The following is a 15700-nucleotide window of genomic DNA, read 5'->3' as shown; positions in this document are numbered from 1 at the left end:
GGCCTGCTCCACGGCGGGATTCCCGGGATTCCCTAGACCTCCATGGTGCCCGCTTCGCGGCGGTGCTCGAAACGGCCGCCGACGAGAGTGGCCGTGCCCGCCATGACGACGAGCAGGCCCAGGCACGTCACGTAGACCCACGGCCGGCCCCCGTACGCGGCGAACACGGCCCCCGTGATCGCGACGGCGACGACGGAGAAGACCGACTCGCCGATGCTCAGCGACGAGCTGTTGCGGCCCTCCTCCCCCGGCGCGGACAACTCCAGCACCAGCACCGACAACGTCGGGAAGACCATTCCGATGCCCAGGCCCGCCACCACCCAGCCCGCGAAGACCACGGCTGCCGGCGTGGCGGGGATGACGATCAGAGCGGTGACGCAGATGCCGACGGCGATCAGCGTCGCGCCGAGGCGGATGGTCAGCGCCCGCGCGTGGGGCCTGCGGCCCTGGATCCACGAGCCGAGCGACCAGGCGAGGGCCCCTCCGGTGAGCGCGAGCCCGGCCTCGGCCGTGTTCAGGTCCCGCTCCTGCACCAGCATCAGCGGGACGAACACCTCGGCGGCGAAGAACGATCCGGCCGCCAGGCCGCGCAGCGCGATCACGGTGGGTAGCCCGCGGGCCGCCCGCAGCGTCCCCTTGGGCAGCAGTTTCGGCAACGCCAGCGCGAGGACGGCCACTCCGGCGACCGCCAGGACGATCCCCGCACCCGCCGCGCCGCTGCCGTACTGCAGCAGGGCCGCGCCGATCGCGGCGCACACGCCCCAGGCGAACCGGGGCAGGAAGGCCCGGCCCATCGCCTCCCTCGGCTGCCCGCCCGTGGCGGGCAGTCCCCGCCACATGATCAGCGCGGCGGGGACCGACAGCACCGCCACACCCAGGAAGATCAAGCGCCAGTTCCAGGTCTCCGCCACGAAGCCGGTGACGGCCGGGCCGACCACGGACGGCAGCACCCACGCCGCGGCCAGCGCGGAGAACACCCGCGGGTGCATGGCGGAGGGGTACGCCTGGGCGACGAGGACGTACAGCGCCACGTTGAACAGGCCGCCGCCGAGTCCCTGGAGGAAGCGCCCGACGAGGAAGACCTCCATGGCGGGCGCGAACCCGGAGACGGCCAGCCCGGCGACGAATCCCGCCACTCCCGTCCACAAGGCGGGGAACGGCCCCCGTGCGTCGCTCCAGCGCCCGCCGACCACCGTGGCGATGACGTTGGCCGCCATGCCGCCGCTGAAGGCGAGGCCGTACAGGTGGTAGCCGTTCAGCTCCCGGCCGATCAAGGGCATCGCGGTGGCCACCGCCAGATACTCGAACGCCACGAGCATCACCAGGGCCACGATCCCGACGCTCAGGGCACGGTAGCGCTGACTGAAGACGGCTGCTGGGGCGGTCATTACCGAAGACATGATACGGACATTACAAATCACCGTCCCGACGCGAAAATGCGACCTTGGTCGTAGGACCGGCGCTCGATGGCGGCCGCCATGAGGCCGGGAAAGGCGTCCGGTGTGCAGGCGAAGGCCGGCACGCCCATCGCGGCCAGCGCCGCCGCGTTGTCGTGGTCGTACTGCGGCGCCCCCTCGTCCGACAGTGCGAGCAGCACGATCACCTGGACCCCGGCGGCGGTCATGGCGGCGATCCTGCGGAGCATCTCCTCCCGCGGCCCGCCCTCGTACAGGTCGCTGACCAGCAGGAAGATCGTGTCGGCCGGCCGGGAGACGAGGTTCTGGCAGTAGGCCACCGCCCGGTTGATGTCGGTGCCGCCGCCGAGCTGGGTGCCGAACAGCACCTCGACGGGGTCGCGCAGCCGGTCGGTCAGGTCGGCCACGGCCGTGTCGAAGGCCACGAACGAGGTCTTGAGCGAACGCATCGAGGCGAGCACCGCGGCGAAGACGCCCGCGTACACCACCGAGGCGGCCATCGAGCCGCTCTGGTCGACGGCCAGCACGACCTCCCGCTGGACGGCCCGCTGCCCACGGGCGTACCCGACCAGCCGGGACGGCACGACGGTCTTCCGCTCGGGAAGGTAGTTGCGCAGGTTCGCCCGGATCGTACGGTTCCAGTCGACCTCGGCCGCCCTCCTGGGCCGGTGGGTCCTGGCCGAGCGGTCGAGCGCGCCGCCGACGGCCGTCAGGGTGCGCCGCGTGAGCCGCGCCTCCAGCTCCCGCACGACCGTGCGCACGACGGCCCTGGCCGACTCGCGGGCCCGCTCCGGCATCAGCCGGCTCAGCGACAGCAGCGTGCCCACCAGGTGCACGTCGGGCTCGACGGCCTCCAGCATCTCGGGCTCCAGCAGCAGCCGGGTCAGGTCGAGCCGCTCGATGGCGTCCTTCTGCATGACCTGCACGACGCCTGCGGGGAAGTACTCCCTGATGTCCCCCAGCCATCGGGCCACCCGCGGCGCGGACGCGCCGAGGCCGGCGCCGCGCCGTTCCTGCCCGTCGTAGAGGGCCGTGAGGGCGGCGTCCATCCGGGCGTCCGCTCCCTCCAGCGTCCCCTCCGCCGCGCCGCCCAGCACCAGCCGCCAGCGGCGCAGCCGCTCGTCCTCGCCGCCCATCATGGCCTCCCGCCCGTCCCGCGTCCCAGGATGTCGCGCACGGTCCGCACGGCTCCCGCCGCCAGCCCGTCGTCGTAGTCCGCCCCCTCGTCGCCGCCCGGCGAACCGGGACGCAGCGCGGCGCCGGAGCGGACCCGCCCGCCGATCATCCGCCGCTCCGGCGCCGGGAACGCGCCGAACGTGCGCCGCAGCAACGGCAGCACGTCCACGAACGCCTCGGGTGACAGGCCGGTGAGCCAGGCGTCAACGGTGGCGAGCAGGCGCGGGTCGTGGACGAGCAGCAGGCCGCCCCCGGACAGGAAGCCCTCCATCCAGGCCGCCGACCGGGCCGGGGGGTTGCCGGGCGACATCGACCGCGCCATGCGGGCGGCCACGTCGTCCCCCAGCGCATCGGCGTCGAACAGGATCCGCACGATCCGGCCGTCGAGCAGCCCCGGCAGGTCGCCGCGCCGGGCGATCCCGGTCAGCGTCGCGAGCCACCGGCCGCTCCCCATCAACCCGGCCGCGGTGTGGACGCCGTCCATCAGCGCCGCCATCTCGCGGGCCGCGTCCTCGTCCAGTCCCGTGAGGGCGGGAGACAGCCCGGCGCAGATCCGCGCGAGCATCGACTCGGTGACGCCCGCGAGCCCCTCGGTGCCGCGCACGTCCCCGTACCGGCGGGCCCGCACGAGCGCGGGCAGCGCCCCCATGAGATGGCGCACCTCGCCGTCGAGCGCCGCCCGGTCCTCGATCCGCCCCAGGACGTACGGCAGCGCGTCCGGCAGGTGGGCGAGCAGGCAGCGCTCGACCAGCGCGGACAGCTCGGGCAGGCCCGCGCCGCCCGCGAGGTCGCGGACGCGGGCCGTCGCCGCCGCCTCGACCGTGATCCCCCACACGGCGGCCTCGATCAGGGCCACGTCGAGCTCCGGACGCCACTCCAGCGACCAGGACTCCTTGAACGTCCCCTTGCTCCGGGCCCGCCGTGGCGTCCCCCAGGGCACGTCCAGCAGGGCGAGCCGGTGCAACAGCCGGCTTCGGCCGAGGTCGAGCGGCCTGCGCAGGTCGAGGTCGTGCTCCCCGGACACGGCCTCGGGCTTCATGCGCAGCCGCCGCTGCTCGTCGCGCAGGTCCCGCCGCAGCGGCACCATCGGCGTGGCGTCCGGCACCCGCCCGAGCCGCTCCCCCACGACCATCCGCCGCTGCACCAGCTCGACCGGCAGCTCGTCGCCGCCGCACAGCACCGCCCTGACCGCCTCGGTGACCTCCGACAGCCCGGCGAGCGGCCTGCCGCGCAGCGCCGCCAGTCCCTCGGCCAGCCGTACGGCTTCGATGACGTGCGCGGAGGAGACGGGCAGGTCCTCCTCCCGCAGGATCGCGGCGGCGCGGGCGAGCCAGCGCTCCACGGGGCGGTCGGGCGCCGTGAACAGGTGCTCGTACCACCCGGGCGCGGCCACGCCCGCGCCGTAGCCCGCCCCCGCGGCGAGCCGTCCGTGGGTCCACGGCACCCACGTCATCTCGATCCTGACCTTGGGCAGACCGCGCAGCAGCCGCTCGTCCTCGGCCGGGGAGGGCAGCCGGCGGGGCCCGTCCGGCGCGTCCGGGCCGGACCCGTCGGGCAGGCCGCTCCCGCGGGCGCGGCCTCCGGGCGGGGACAGCGCGGGCGGGGACAGCGCGGGCAGGGACAGCGCGGGCGGGGTCAGCGCGGGCAGGTGCCAGGCCCCGCAGACCACCGCGATCCGGGCGAAGCCCTCTCGCGCCGCCTTCCGCAGCGTCCTGCGCATGTACGCCTCGCGCCGGGCCTCGGCGCCTTCCGCGACGTGCCCCTCGCGCACGGCCCGCATCGCCTCGGTGACCACGTCGAGCGTCCCGGCCTCGCCCCGGTGCTCGACCAGGTCCTCCCACCACCGCTCCGGGTCGTCGTACCCCGCCGCGCGGGCGAGTTCGCCGATGGGATCGCGGCGTACGGGGTCGGCGTCGAGCGCGAGACCGTGCGCGGCGGGCAGGTCGCAGAAGCGTGCCTCGACGCCCGCCCGGGCGGCGTAGGCGATCGCCTGCCACTCCGGCGAGAACTCCGCGAACGGCCAGAAGGCGGCCCGCGACGGCTCCCCCGGCACGTACGCCAGCAGCGCGACGGGCGGGCGCATGCCGGGATCGGCGGCGAGCGCCACCAGGCCGTCGGCTTCGGGCGGGCCCTCGACGAGCACCAGATCGGGCCTGATCCTGTTCAGCTCGTCACGCACGGCCCTGGCCGACCCCGGCCCGTGGTGCCGCACCCCCAGCACCGACAAACGCGGCACAGACGAACCCGGCGGCACAGACGAACCAGGCACCGACACCTCCGGCACCGGCGCCCCCGGCCCGGACGAGGCGCCGGCGGCGATCTCAGCCGGCATCGCGGCAGGCCCGGTAGAAGTCGCGCCAGTCGTCGCGGTCGCGGACGACCGTCTCCAGGTACTCCTGCCAGACCACGCGGTCGGACACCGGGTCCTGGACCACCGCCCCCAGGATGCCGCCCGCGACGTCGGCCGGGCGCAGCACGCCGTCCCCGAAGTGGGCGGCGAGCACGATGCCGTTGGTGACGACCGAGATGGCCTCCGCCGTGCTGAGCGTGCCGCTGGGCGACTTGACCTTGGTCCGCCCGTCGGAGGTCACGCCCGCGCGCAGCTCCCGGAAGACCGTCACCACGCGGCGGATCTCCTCCAGCCCGGTCACGGTCTCGGGCAGCTCCAGGGAGCGGCCGAGCTGCGCCACGCGGCGGGCCACGATGCCGACCTCCTCCTCCGTGGTGGCGGGGACCGGCAGCACGACGGTGTTGAACCGCCTGCGCAGCGCGCTCGACAGGTCGTTGACCCCGCGGTCGCGGTCGTTGGCGGTGGCGATGACGTTGAAGCCCTTGGCCGCCTGCACCTCCTCCCCCAGCTCAGGGATCGGCAGCGTCTTCTCCGACAACACGGTGATCAGGGCGTCCTGGACGTCGGACGGCATGCGGGTGAGCTCCTCGACCCGGGCCAGCCGTCCCTCCGCCATCGCGCGCATGATCGGGCTCGGCGTCAGCGCCCCGTGAGAAGGGCCCTCCGACAGCAGCCGCGCGTAGTTCCACCCATAGCGGACGGCCTCCTCCGCCGTGCCGGCCGTGCCCTGCACGAGCAGGGTCGAGTCGCCGCTGATCGCCGCGGCGAGGTGCTCGGACAGCCAGGTCTTGGCCGTGCCGGGCACGCCGAGCAGCAGCAGCGCCCTGTCGGTGGCGAGCGTCGCCACCGCGACCTCGACGATCCTGCGCGGGCCGATGTACTTCGGCGTGATCTGGCCACCGTCCCCCAGCACGTAGGTCGTCACCGCCCAGGGCGACAGCCGCCAGCCCGGCGGGCGTGGCCGGTCGTCGGTCTTCGCGAGGATCACCAGCTCGTCGGCGAACTGGTCCTCCGCGTGCGGGCGCAGAACGCTGGTCATGCAAGCTCCTTGAGCATGTCGAAGCGGAACCGCAGGGTCGCGGCCAGTTCGGGGACCTCCCCGGCGTGCTCGTGCATCGCGGGGTCGAACCGCTCCCCCGCCAGCCGGATCAGCTCGCCGGCGTTCCACGGCTGCGTCCGCGTGGTCTCGACGATCTTCTTGAGCACGGCTCTCGCCAGCCGGTGCCCCCACGGCCGCGGCACGCCGCCCAGCATCATGACCATCTGGCCGTCCACCGGATGGCCCGCCACCAGCTCGGCAGCCCGGTGGGACCGCTCCTCCGGCGGGAGCACGGCCAGCAGGTCGGTCAGCGGCTCGGCCTCGAACAGGGCACGCGCCCAGGTCGCGTCCCGCTGCAGGATCGCGGCCCTGGTCCAGCCCATGCGGACCTCCCGCTCCCAGTCGCCGATCCGGGCCCCGGCGATCTCGTCCGGCGGCATGGCGAGGTGACCCGGCCAGAACGACAGCGGCGTGTGCGCCACCACCTGCTGCAGCCACCAGCCCCGCGTCTCCATCCCGGCGGGTGGCCGCGCCCTGACGCCGTCGCGCTCCATCGCGCCGTCGCAGGCCGGCGGCGGCTCCGCCCGGAGCCCGGAGCCGTTCCTGGTCACGGAACGGCGCGCCCGTGCGGTCATGCGGAGGGCCAGCCGCGACCGCGGCAGGCGGGTGAGGAGGTCGGCGGCGGCCTGCCGCACCTCGCGGCGCCGGTCGTCGAGCACCGCCTCCAGGAACGGCTCGTCGGCCATGCCGAGGCCGTCGGCGAGGATCGTCACGAAGACGGCCCGCTCCTCCGGCGTCTCCGCGCTCCAGCCGCGTTCGAGCAGCTCCCGCGCGGCAGCGGGGTCGCGGCGCCGCAACACGGTCAGGAAGGCACGCCTGTCGCCGCTCGTGCCGAGCTCCCACACCTCGTCGGGCGGCACCTGCGCCGGCTCCGCCAGCAGGTAGGACCAGGCGGAGTTGAGACCGGCCAGCCAGCGGCCCCGGGCTCCGGCGACCGCCCCCAGGCAGGCGCGGATCGACCGGTCCCGCGCCCCGAGGTCGAGCAGCCCGGGGATCATCTCGGCCGGGACCCGCACCCGCCGCGCGGCTGCCGTCTCCAGCCACTCGGTCAGCAGCCTGCCCTGCTCACCCGCGAGCATCCGGGCCAGCCGGTCCGCGGCGGCCCCGGGCACGAGTGGCAGCGTCTCCGCCGCCGCCGGGGCCGGCGGCCTGCCCCTGCCCGGCCGCCGCCCCGCGCGCATCCGGACCACCTGCTCGGCGGCCCGCTCCAGGAGGCTCTCCGGCGGGACGGCGCGGCGGTCGGCACCGACCAGCGCGGTGGACACCAGCTCCTCCCACGCAACCCGCCCGGTCTCCCATCCGCCGGAAGCGGCCCGCGTCATAACCGCACCACCCCGCCGTCCTCGTTCCACGCCGTCAGCGGGAGCAGCCCGCGCGGCGTCCATTCGGCGGCGACCGTCACCGGCCGCCCGCCGGAGACGGCCAGCAGCCGCCACGGGACGCCCGCGGACGGATGTAGCGGCAGCGCGTTCCCCTCGTCGTCCGCGAGCCCGTCCGGGCAGGGGACGGCTCCGTCGAGCACCAGCGGCCAGGAGTCGGTCCAGGGGTCGGCCGCGAGCACCTCCGCGATCAGCGCGGGCACCTGGGAGACCTTGGTCCCCGGGGGCGGCCCCGCGTCGACGAGGCCCCGTCGCGCGGCAACCAGGGCGCGCAGCGGCGACGCCCCCGGGTAGAAGGCCAGGTCGGCGTCGATCGTCGTGCCCGGCGGCGGAAACGACTCGAGCGGCTGCCCGGCAGGCGCGAACGACAGCACCATCGCCAGGCGGCCCGTCGTCCGCCCCGCCAGCCACACGCGCCGGGCGACCAGCCGGTCCTGCTCCTCGTCCCGGCAGCCGACGACATCCCAGTGGTCCGGCACCGCCGGGGTGGCCAGGACGGACTCCCTGGTGACAGGGAAGCCGACCCGCGCCCGCACGGTCTGCCGCAACGGCTCGGGAAGCGCCGGTGCCCGCCGGTGGGCGACCGCGAGCAGATGAAGCAGGGCGTACTCACCGAGCAGAAGGCCCGGCCAGTCCTCGGCGCCGAGCACCCGCGAGAGCCGGGTGACCGTCCCCGCCACACCCGGCGCCTGCGCGTCGACCAGTCGCCTGGCGAGGTCGTCCCAGTCGGCCGGCCCCGTCTGGCGCGCCTGCGCGATCCCCTGCCCGATCTGGTCGGCCAGCCACCGCTCCAGCTCCGACAGGCCCGCGGCGACCCTGCTCTCCCGTTGCTCTGCCTGGGTGCGCCTGGCCGCCGCCCGGTCACCGCCCTCGGCGCCGGTCCGGCCGCGGCCCGCCTCGGCGTCGCCCGTGTTCCGGGTCGCGGCCCCGCCCCACCGTTCCTCCACGCGCCGCACAGTAGCCACGCGCTCCGACATTTAGGCTCGCTCGCGAAGTCGGGCCAGTTCACGGTCCGGGGAGACGGTGTCCGGCGGACACCTCGCTGCGGCGAGCCCGGGCCCGCCGCGCACGGTGATCCGGCGGTTCGCCCGGCGCCGGAGGATCAGCGGCGCCTTATGACGGCCACCGCTTCCGCGCCGAGATGATCATGTGGGTGCCGAAGAACCTCTTCTTCCAAGCTATGGAGACGAATCCGACTCGACGCAGGATCGCGACGACCTCCTGCGGGGTCATGAATCCCAGCGTGGATCTCTGCAGGTATGCGTACGACTCACGATCGCGCGCGACCATCTGGCCGAGAAGGGGGATCACCACCCGAACACCCAGGCTCACCGGGTATCGGAGCAGCCCTCGTGGTCGGCAGGTTTCCAGAATGACGACCCGGCCTGCGGGTTTGAGCACCCGGTGCTGCTCTTCGAGTACGCGCTCGACATCATCGACGTTGCGGAGGAGGTAACCATGCGTGACGGCATCAAATGACTCGTCATCGAAGGGCAGATCGTTCGCATCCGCATGCTGCCATGTGATGGCGGACGCCCCCGGCTTGTTCGCCGCCTCCGCCAGCATCCGCTCCGAGAAATCGACGGCGAAGACGGCCGAGTCCGGATACCTCTCCAGTGCCGCAAGAGCGATGACACCGGTTCCGGTGGCGATGTCGAGCAGGCTTCCACCTGGGGGGACCCCCGCGCTCGCCGCGACGTCACGACACCAGGCGGCATGCCGTCCCACTGTCATGAGGCGATTCATCCGGTCGTAGTGGTCGATGACTTTGTCGAACGTCCGCTGGACCTCTCGACCCTTGGGCGACCGCCGGTCATGCGATGACATCTGTCGTGGCTCCTCATTCACCCTGCCACTTTGCCGAAGTCACCACCCGTCCTCCTCCCCCGCACGGGGGATCACGCACCTCGCACGGATCCTCGGGCTTCCTGGACACCCGGTTTCTCGTCGCCGGCAGACGTCCGGGGGCAGGTTCCCCGCGCAGATTCCCGGCGGCAGGTTCCCGGCCGCAGGTTCCCGACGGCCTGGTGCGCCTCGGGTGTCCGGCGCGCGGGCGGAAATGTCGGCGACGTCTGGCAGGGTCGGGTCCATGAGCGAGATACCCGAGGCCAACTACTCGAAGAAGTGGGACGACGATTCCCGGTCCTCCCTTCCCCTCGTCGGCGACGAGCGGGAGATCCTCACGGCCTTCCTCGACTGGCACCGCGAGACGTTCGCGCTGAAGTGCTCGGGCATCCCGAAGGATCGGCTGTCGGACAAGGGGGTGCCGCCGTCCGGGCTCAGCCTCCACGGGATCCTCCGGCACCTCGGGGGCGTGGAGCGGTGGTGGTTCCGCATCCAGTTCGCCGGTGAGGACGTCCCGCTCCTTTATTACTCCGACGACGACCCCGACCAGGACTTCGAGGATCTGGACGGAGACGTCGAGGAGGCGTTCGCCGTGTGGCGGGCGGAGTGCGCGCGCTCCCGCGAGATCGTCGCCGCCGCCCGCTCACTGGACGAGACCGGTGTCCACCGCGCCACCGGACAGCCGGTCTCGCTGCGCCGCGTCCTGGTCGGCATGATCGCCGAGTACGCGCGCCACAACGGGCACGCCGACCTGCTCCGCGAGCGGATCGACGGCGCCACCGGCCAATGAGGACATGAGCCGGGCGGTCCCCGGCGATCGCCCGCGACCGGTGAACGCCGAGCCGGCCGGCTCTCCCGATCAGGGGTCGATGTCCGTGACCACGCCCACCGGGGTGACGAGGCGGCCCAGACCGTCGATCTCGATGCGCACCTCGTCGCCCGGCGTCAGCGTGAAGTCCGACTCGGGCACGAGGCAGGTGCCGGTGGCCAGGACCACCCCGTACGGATAGCGGTCGGCGCGCAGGAGGTGTTCGACGAGATCGTCGATCCGCCGGTGGAGCAGGCCGGTGCTCGCCGAGCCCGTCCAGATCTCCCGGGAGTCGCGCGAGATGCCGAGACGGATGCCGAGGGCGTAGGGGTCCGGCACCTCCCAGGCGGGGCGGATGCCAGGCCCCAGCGCGGTTCCGCCGAGGTAGACCTTCGCCTGCGGGAGGTACAGCGGGTTCTCGCCCTCGATGGAACGGGAGCTCACGTCGTCGCATATGGTGTAACCGGCGATCTCCCCGTTGGCGCAGACGACCACGGCCAGCTCCGGCTCCGGGACGTCCCAGGACGAGTCGGGCCGTACGGCGATCGTCTGCCCATGCCCGCGCACCCGCCAGCCGAGCGACTTGAAGAACAGCTCGGGGCGGGGAGCGTCGTACACCATCTCGTAGACGTCGGGGGCGCGGCTCTCCTCTCTGCGCGCCTCCCGCGATCTACGGTAGGTGACCCCCGCGGCCCAGACCTCCGTCCAGTGGTCCACGGGGGCCGCGAGCGCAGCCAGCGTCACGGCCTCACCGGTCGCCGCCGCGAGGGATCGGCGGAAGTGGCCGAGGCCGGACGAGAGCGCCTCCCCGAGTGAGAAGTCCTCGGGAAGCAGGCGGTCGCCCTCCTCGTCACGGACGGCCCAGCGCGCGGGGCCCGAGGCGCCGGCATCACCGGCGAGGTAACCACGAACAAGTCGCATCAGTATGTGCCTTCACGAGTCGACGACTGTTTCTCATCGGCAACTGCTGCGGCCCATCGTGGTAGGACCCGGCCCGGGAGGGAAGGCCCCGCTCCCGGGCGGGCGGTTCTCAGAGCCCTCCACCGGGATCGGCACGGGATGGCCCATCAGGAGGAAAGGCTCCGGTGCGGCGGATGCCGCCGCACCGGAGCCTCCTCACCGGAAGGAAAGGATCATCAGGCGGGGATCGCGGCTCCGGGCGTCAGCTCCGCGTCCATTTCTGGTTGTTGCCGCCCCAGCAGGAGTAGAGCTGGATCTGGGTGCCGTTGCTCGTGCCCGCGCCGACGGCGTCGAGGCACAGGTTCGACTGGACCCCGACGATGGTCCCGTCCGAGTTGAGGCGCCACTTCTGGTTGTCGCCACCCCAGCAGCTGTAGATCTGGACCTTGGCGCCGTTGCCGGTGTTCGCGGCGTCCAGGCACTTGTTGCCGTAGACCCGCAGCTCCTGGGCGGAGGTGTAGCTCCACTGCTGGTTGCTCTGACCGTTGCAGTCCCACAGCTGCACCTGGGTGCCGTCGCTGGTGCTGGCGTTCGGCACGTCGAGGCAGCGGCCGGCGGCGACGTTCTTGATCTGGCCACCGCCACCGGACGGCGGGTTGCTCGGAGAGGCGGTGGGGCCGCCGGTGGAGCTGGAGCCGCCGATCGTGATGTTGGAGTTGCCGCTGCTTTGGTAGCCCTCGGTCGCGAGGATCTGGTAGTCGTGGCTGCCCAGGTTCATGCCGTAACGGGCCCAGGCGTCGAAGTGGTTACCGGTGGTGATGCTCCCGCCGGTCCGCTTCTGCTGCCGGACGCTCCAGTACTGGTTGAAGGTCTGGTTGCCGTCGATGGAGGGCGCGTTGTAGCGGGTGGTCTCGTAGATGTCGTAGGTGCCGCCGTCGGTGGTGACGGTGCCCTTGTACGTTCCGGTGGGCCGGTAGGTGCCCCAGTTGTCGACGATGTAGTACTCCACCAGCGGGTTCCTGGTCCACCCGTACAGCGACAGGTAGGCGTTACCGGACGGGTTGAAGCTGCCCGAGTAGTTCACGGTCCTGCGTCCGCCGGGCATCCAGCCCTTGCCGGCGACGAAGTTGCCTGTGTTGCGCCAGGAGGTGCTGTAGTTTCCGCCGGACCCCAGATCCATGGAGACCGTGCCCTGGCTGTCGGTCCAGAAGGAGAAGAAGTATCCGTTGTTGGTGCCCGTCTGGTTCGTCGTGACAGCGGCGTGGGCGACGCCGGGCAGCAGCGCCACGGCCGCGGCCAGCGCCACGGCGCAGACACGGACGACGAGCATCCTGACGCGGCCGCGTCTGCGGCCTGACCAGTGAACGGGAGCGTCGATCATGCGCGCTTCCTCCTCGTGAGGCTGAGGGGACAGGCACCGTGGGCTGGGGCGGCCGAAGTGACGGCCACCGCGCCGGCGCCGCGATTCCGAAAGTATCGGCGTAGTGGCGAAAGTATCGGACCCCCTCGCCGAGTCGTCAACGTCACCCGAAATGATCCGGAAAAGTACATCCACCCGGCATCGCACGAGGGGAAGCATTCAGCCTGGTGGAAGGTATGACGATGCGATCGAACCGCTCGACGGACGGTTCGGCGGACGCTGAAAAGTTCAGCAGCCTTTCGGATGACGCTTCGGGCCGGATGCGGCGGCGTGCGAGGCCGGGTGGGCGGAAGCGCGGGACCGGTTCTGTCGGGGTCGCGTGTCATACTCACCTGCGTGGTTGCGCGTACGCCCCAAAGGGTGCTGATCGGGCGTTCCGCAGAGCTCGATCGGCTCGTGGGCGTGCTCGACGCCGCCGCGGCCGGGCTCGCGGGGGTCGCCCTGGTGGGCGGCGACGCGGGGATCGGCAAGACCCGGATCGTCACCGAACTGTCCGACCTCGCGCAGCGGCGGGGCTTCGTGACGCTCACCGGCCAGTGCGCCGAGCTCGGCGACGCCCTGCCCTACCTGCCGCTCGCGGACGCCCTGCGCGGCGCCGCCGCCGACGCCGAGGGGCCGGTCGGTCCGGCCGTCACGGCCCGTCCCGCGCTGCGGCGGCTGCTGCCCGGCGACGAGGCGGGCCCGGCGGAGGGGACCACCGGGGGGCTCGCCCAGCAGCGCCTGTTCGGGTCGGTGCTCGACATGCTGTCGGAGGTGGCCGGACGGCAGCCGGTCCTGTTCGTGTTCGAGGACCTGCACTGGGCCGACCGCTCGACCCGGGACCTGCTCGTCTTCCTCACCCGCATGCTGCAGCGCGAGCGGGTCTGCCTCGTCGGCACCTACCGCACGGACGACCTCCACCGCCGCCACCCGCTGCGTCCGGTCCTGGCCGAGCTGCGGCGGCTGCCGCTGGTCACCTCCGTCGAGCTGCCGCCGCTCGGCGACGACGAGATGGCGGAGTATCTCGCCGTCCTCGACCGGTACGGCGAGGGCCCCGCGGGCCCGGTGGCGGGACACGGCCTGACGACCGTTATCGAGCGCGCCGGGGGCAACCCGTTCTTCGCCGAGGAACTCCTGGCGGCCGGCGCCGAACGGGCTCGGCTGCCAGGAACGCTGGCCGACCTGCTGCTCGCCCGGGTGGAAACCCTGTCGGAGACCGCCCGTCAGGTGCTGCGGGTCGCCGCGGTGGCCGGCCGCCGGGTCGGCCACGACCTGCTGCGCGACGCGACCGGGCTCGGCGACCTGCCGCTGGAGGACGCGCTGCGCGAGATCGTCTCGCAGCGGCTGCTCACGGCGGGCAGCGACGGTTACACGTTCCGGCACGCGCTCCTCCAGGAGGCCGTCTACGACGACCTGCTGCCGGGCGAGCGGACCCGCCTGCACACCGCGTTCGCCGCCCTGCTCGCCGAACGCGGCGGCGCCCCCGCCGAGCTGGCCCATCACCATCTCGCCGGACACGATCTGCCGGGCGCGCTGCGGGCGTCGGTGGAGGCCGGGCGGCTGGCCGCCGGGCTCGGCGCGCCGGCGGAGGCGCACCGGCACTTCGAGCGGGCGCTCGAGGTCTGGGACCAGGTGCCGGAGGCCGAACGGCTGGCCGGGGAGAACAGGGCGAGGATCGCGCTGGCCAGCGCCGCGGCGGCGGCCGCGGCCGGCGACTACCACCGGGCGGCGGAACAGGTGCGGCGGCTGCGCCGCGAGGCGAGCGACCCGGTCCTGATCGCGGAGACCGGCGAGCGGCTGTCCTACTATCTGGCGGACGCGGGCGGCGACGAGGCCGAGGCGATCGCGGCCGCCCGGGAGGCGGTGGACATCGCACCGCACAGCCCGCTGCTGGCCAGGGCCCTGGCCACCTACGCCCGCGCCCTCTTCAGGCAGTACCACGACGAGGAGGCGGCGGCGACGGCGTCCAGGGCGCTGGAGGTCGCGGAGGCGACCGGCGCCCACGACGCGGAGGTCAGCGCCCTCGTCTCGCTCGCCCTGATCGAGGAGGAGTTCGGGAGCAGCGTCGAGCACGCCGTCGACCTGCTCACCCGCGCCACCCGCCGCCCCTCGGGCGACCTGTCCATCGACCTGCGGGCGCGCTTCAACCTCGCCCGCATCCATTACGAGAACGGCGCCCTCGCGGTGGCCGCCCGCATCACCGAGGACGGCGTACGGCTCGCCGGGGAGACCGGGCTCACCTGGAGCACGTTCGGCACCGACCTGCGTTTCCTGCACTACCTGGTGCACTACGCCGACGGCGACTGGGACGCCGCGGAGCGGCTGGCGGGAGGGTTCGGTGTCAGGGTCGGCACCAGGGCCGAGGCCCAGCTGTCGTCGTTCGCACTCTTCGCCGAGGTGGGCCGGGGGCGCCCGGGCGCCGACGAGAGACTGCGGTGGCTGTCCCGCTTCTGGTCGGACGCGCTGATCGGCTACATGGCGCGCGGCATGGCGGCCGAGCAGGCGCTGTGGCGCGGCGACCCGCAGACCGCGCTCGACCACGTCGACGCGATCGTCGCGGCGCTCGAGCCGTTCGATCCCAGTTTGATCCGCATCGCGGCCACCGGCCTGTGGGCGCTGGCCGACCTCGGCAGGACCGGCGAGCCCTGCGACGACCTGCTGCGCCGGGCGCGGTGGGCGGCGGAGAACGGGCCGAACGGCCCGCGCGGCCGGCTGGGGCCGGAAGGGGTCGCCTGGCTGGCCCGGGCGGAGGCCGAGTGGCACCGCGCTCACGGCACGGAGGATCCGGAGGTCTGGCGGCGCGCCACCGCGGCCTTCGGCTTCGGCTTCGTCTACGAGGAGGCGCGGTCGCGGTGGCGCCTGGCCGAGAGCCTGCTTCGGACGGGTGACCGCGCGGCGGCCCGCGCCGAGTGGGAGCGCGCGGTGCACGTAGCCGCCGCGCTGGGAGCCCGGCCCTTTCTCGAGACGCTCAGGGCGGTCGGGACGCGGGCCGGATTCCCCGACCCGACGGCGGCCATTCCCACGGCCTCCCCCGCCGCCCACGACGGCGACGCACAGGAGATCGCCGCCGGTGAGCCGCCGAAGGTGGCACGGGAGCCGGGTCGGCTGTCCGCGCTCACCGCGCGCGAGCGGGAGGTGCTGGCCCACGTCGCGGACGGCCTGGCCAACCGGGAGATCGGCGCGCGGCTGTTCATCTCGCAGAAGACGGTCAGCGTGCACGTCTCGAACATCCTGGCCAAGCTCGGCGTGACCAGCCGCACCCAGGCCGCCGCCGTCGCCCTGCAGGAGGGGCTGTCGCCGGGCGCCGCGGACGGAAATACTGTGTAATC

At 73.5% G+C, this 15700-nt stretch carries 11 protein-coding genes; 2 read left to right on the top strand and 9 right to left on the bottom strand.

The window, feature by feature from the left end:
- Positions 1 to 32: 32 nt before the first annotated feature.
- The 7 genes from QSK36_RS03165 to QSK36_RS03135 all read right to left on the bottom strand — a co-directional run bounded on the left by QSK36_RS03165 (position 33) and on the right by QSK36_RS03135 (position 9246).
- A complete protein-coding gene (locus QSK36_RS03165; protein WP_225898028.1) occupies positions 33 to 1388 on the bottom strand; it encodes an MFS transporter in 1356 nt (451 codons plus the stop codon).
- A 29-nt stretch (positions 1389 to 1417) separates the two neighbouring features.
- Positions 1418 to 2551: a VWA domain-containing protein gene (locus QSK36_RS03160; RefSeq protein ID WP_285781447.1), complete on the bottom strand. Its 1134-nt coding sequence runs from the start codon at positions 2549 to 2551 to the stop codon at positions 1418 to 1420.
- A complete protein-coding gene (locus tag QSK36_RS03155) occupies positions 2551 to 4827 on the bottom strand; it encodes a DUF5682 family protein (RefSeq protein WP_285781262.1) in 2277 nt (758 codons plus the stop codon). The genes QSK36_RS03160 and QSK36_RS03155 overlap by 1 nt, the downstream gene beginning before the upstream one ends.
- Before the next feature lie 85 nt (positions 4828 to 4912).
- Positions 4913 to 5980 (bottom strand): ATP-binding protein, encoded by a 1068-nt coding sequence (locus QSK36_RS03150; protein ID WP_139574852.1) that lies wholly within the window; start codon positions 5978 to 5980, stop codon positions 4913 to 4915.
- Positions 5977 to 7362, bottom strand: coding sequence for a DUF5691 domain-containing protein (locus QSK36_RS03145; RefSeq protein WP_285781261.1), 1386 nt, complete (start codon positions 7360 to 7362; stop codon positions 5977 to 5979). The genes QSK36_RS03150 and QSK36_RS03145 overlap by 4 nt, the downstream gene beginning before the upstream one ends.
- The gene (locus QSK36_RS03140; RefSeq protein WP_285781260.1) at positions 7359 to 8366 is read right to left on the bottom strand and encodes an SWIM zinc finger family protein; all 1008 of its coding nucleotides are present in this window, start codon (positions 8364 to 8366) and stop codon (positions 7359 to 7361) included. Before QSK36_RS03140 ends, QSK36_RS03145 begins: the two co-directional genes overlap by 4 nt.
- Before the next feature lie 166 nt (positions 8367 to 8532).
- Positions 8533 to 9246, bottom strand: a complete 714-nt coding sequence (locus tag QSK36_RS03135) for a ubiquinone/menaquinone biosynthesis methyltransferase (protein WP_285781259.1) — start codon at positions 9244 to 9246, stop codon at positions 8533 to 8535.
- A gap of 262 nt (positions 9247 to 9508) precedes the next feature.
- Here QSK36_RS03135 and QSK36_RS03130 point away from each other — a divergent pair, with 262 nt between their 5' ends.
- Positions 9509 to 10054 carry a DinB family protein gene (locus QSK36_RS03130; RefSeq protein ID WP_285781258.1) on the top strand — a complete coding sequence of 182 codons (546 nt, stop codon included), beginning with the start codon at positions 9509 to 9511 and terminating at the stop codon, positions 10052 to 10054.
- A 69-nt stretch (positions 10055 to 10123) separates the two neighbouring features.
- Here the strand turns inward: QSK36_RS03130 and QSK36_RS03125 are convergent, their stop codons facing one another.
- A complete protein-coding gene (locus QSK36_RS03125; RefSeq protein WP_285781257.1) occupies positions 10124 to 10993 on the bottom strand; it encodes a fumarylacetoacetate hydrolase family protein in 870 nt (289 codons plus the stop codon).
- Between the two features lie 241 nt (positions 10994 to 11234).
- A complete protein-coding gene (gene xynA, locus QSK36_RS03120) occupies positions 11235 to 12353 on the bottom strand; it encodes an endo-1,4-beta-xylanase XynA (protein ID WP_285781256.1) in 1119 nt (372 codons plus the stop codon).
- Positions 12354 to 12728: 375 nt separating this feature from the next.
- Between xynA and QSK36_RS03115 the strand changes: the two genes are divergently transcribed.
- On the top strand, positions 12729 to 15698 hold the full coding sequence (locus tag QSK36_RS03115; RefSeq protein WP_285781255.1) for a helix-turn-helix transcriptional regulator: 2970 nt from the start codon (positions 12729 to 12731) through the stop codon (positions 15696 to 15698).
- Positions 15699 to 15700 lie beyond the last annotated feature (2 nt).

Source organism: Microbispora sp. NBRC 16548 (genome assembly GCF_030268985.1).
Lineage (GTDB): Bacteria > Actinomycetota > Actinomycetes > Streptosporangiales > Streptosporangiaceae > Microbispora > Microbispora catharanthi.
Note: the sequence above shows the minus strand (reverse complement) of the source record. Positions and strands in the feature narration are given on the sequence as shown.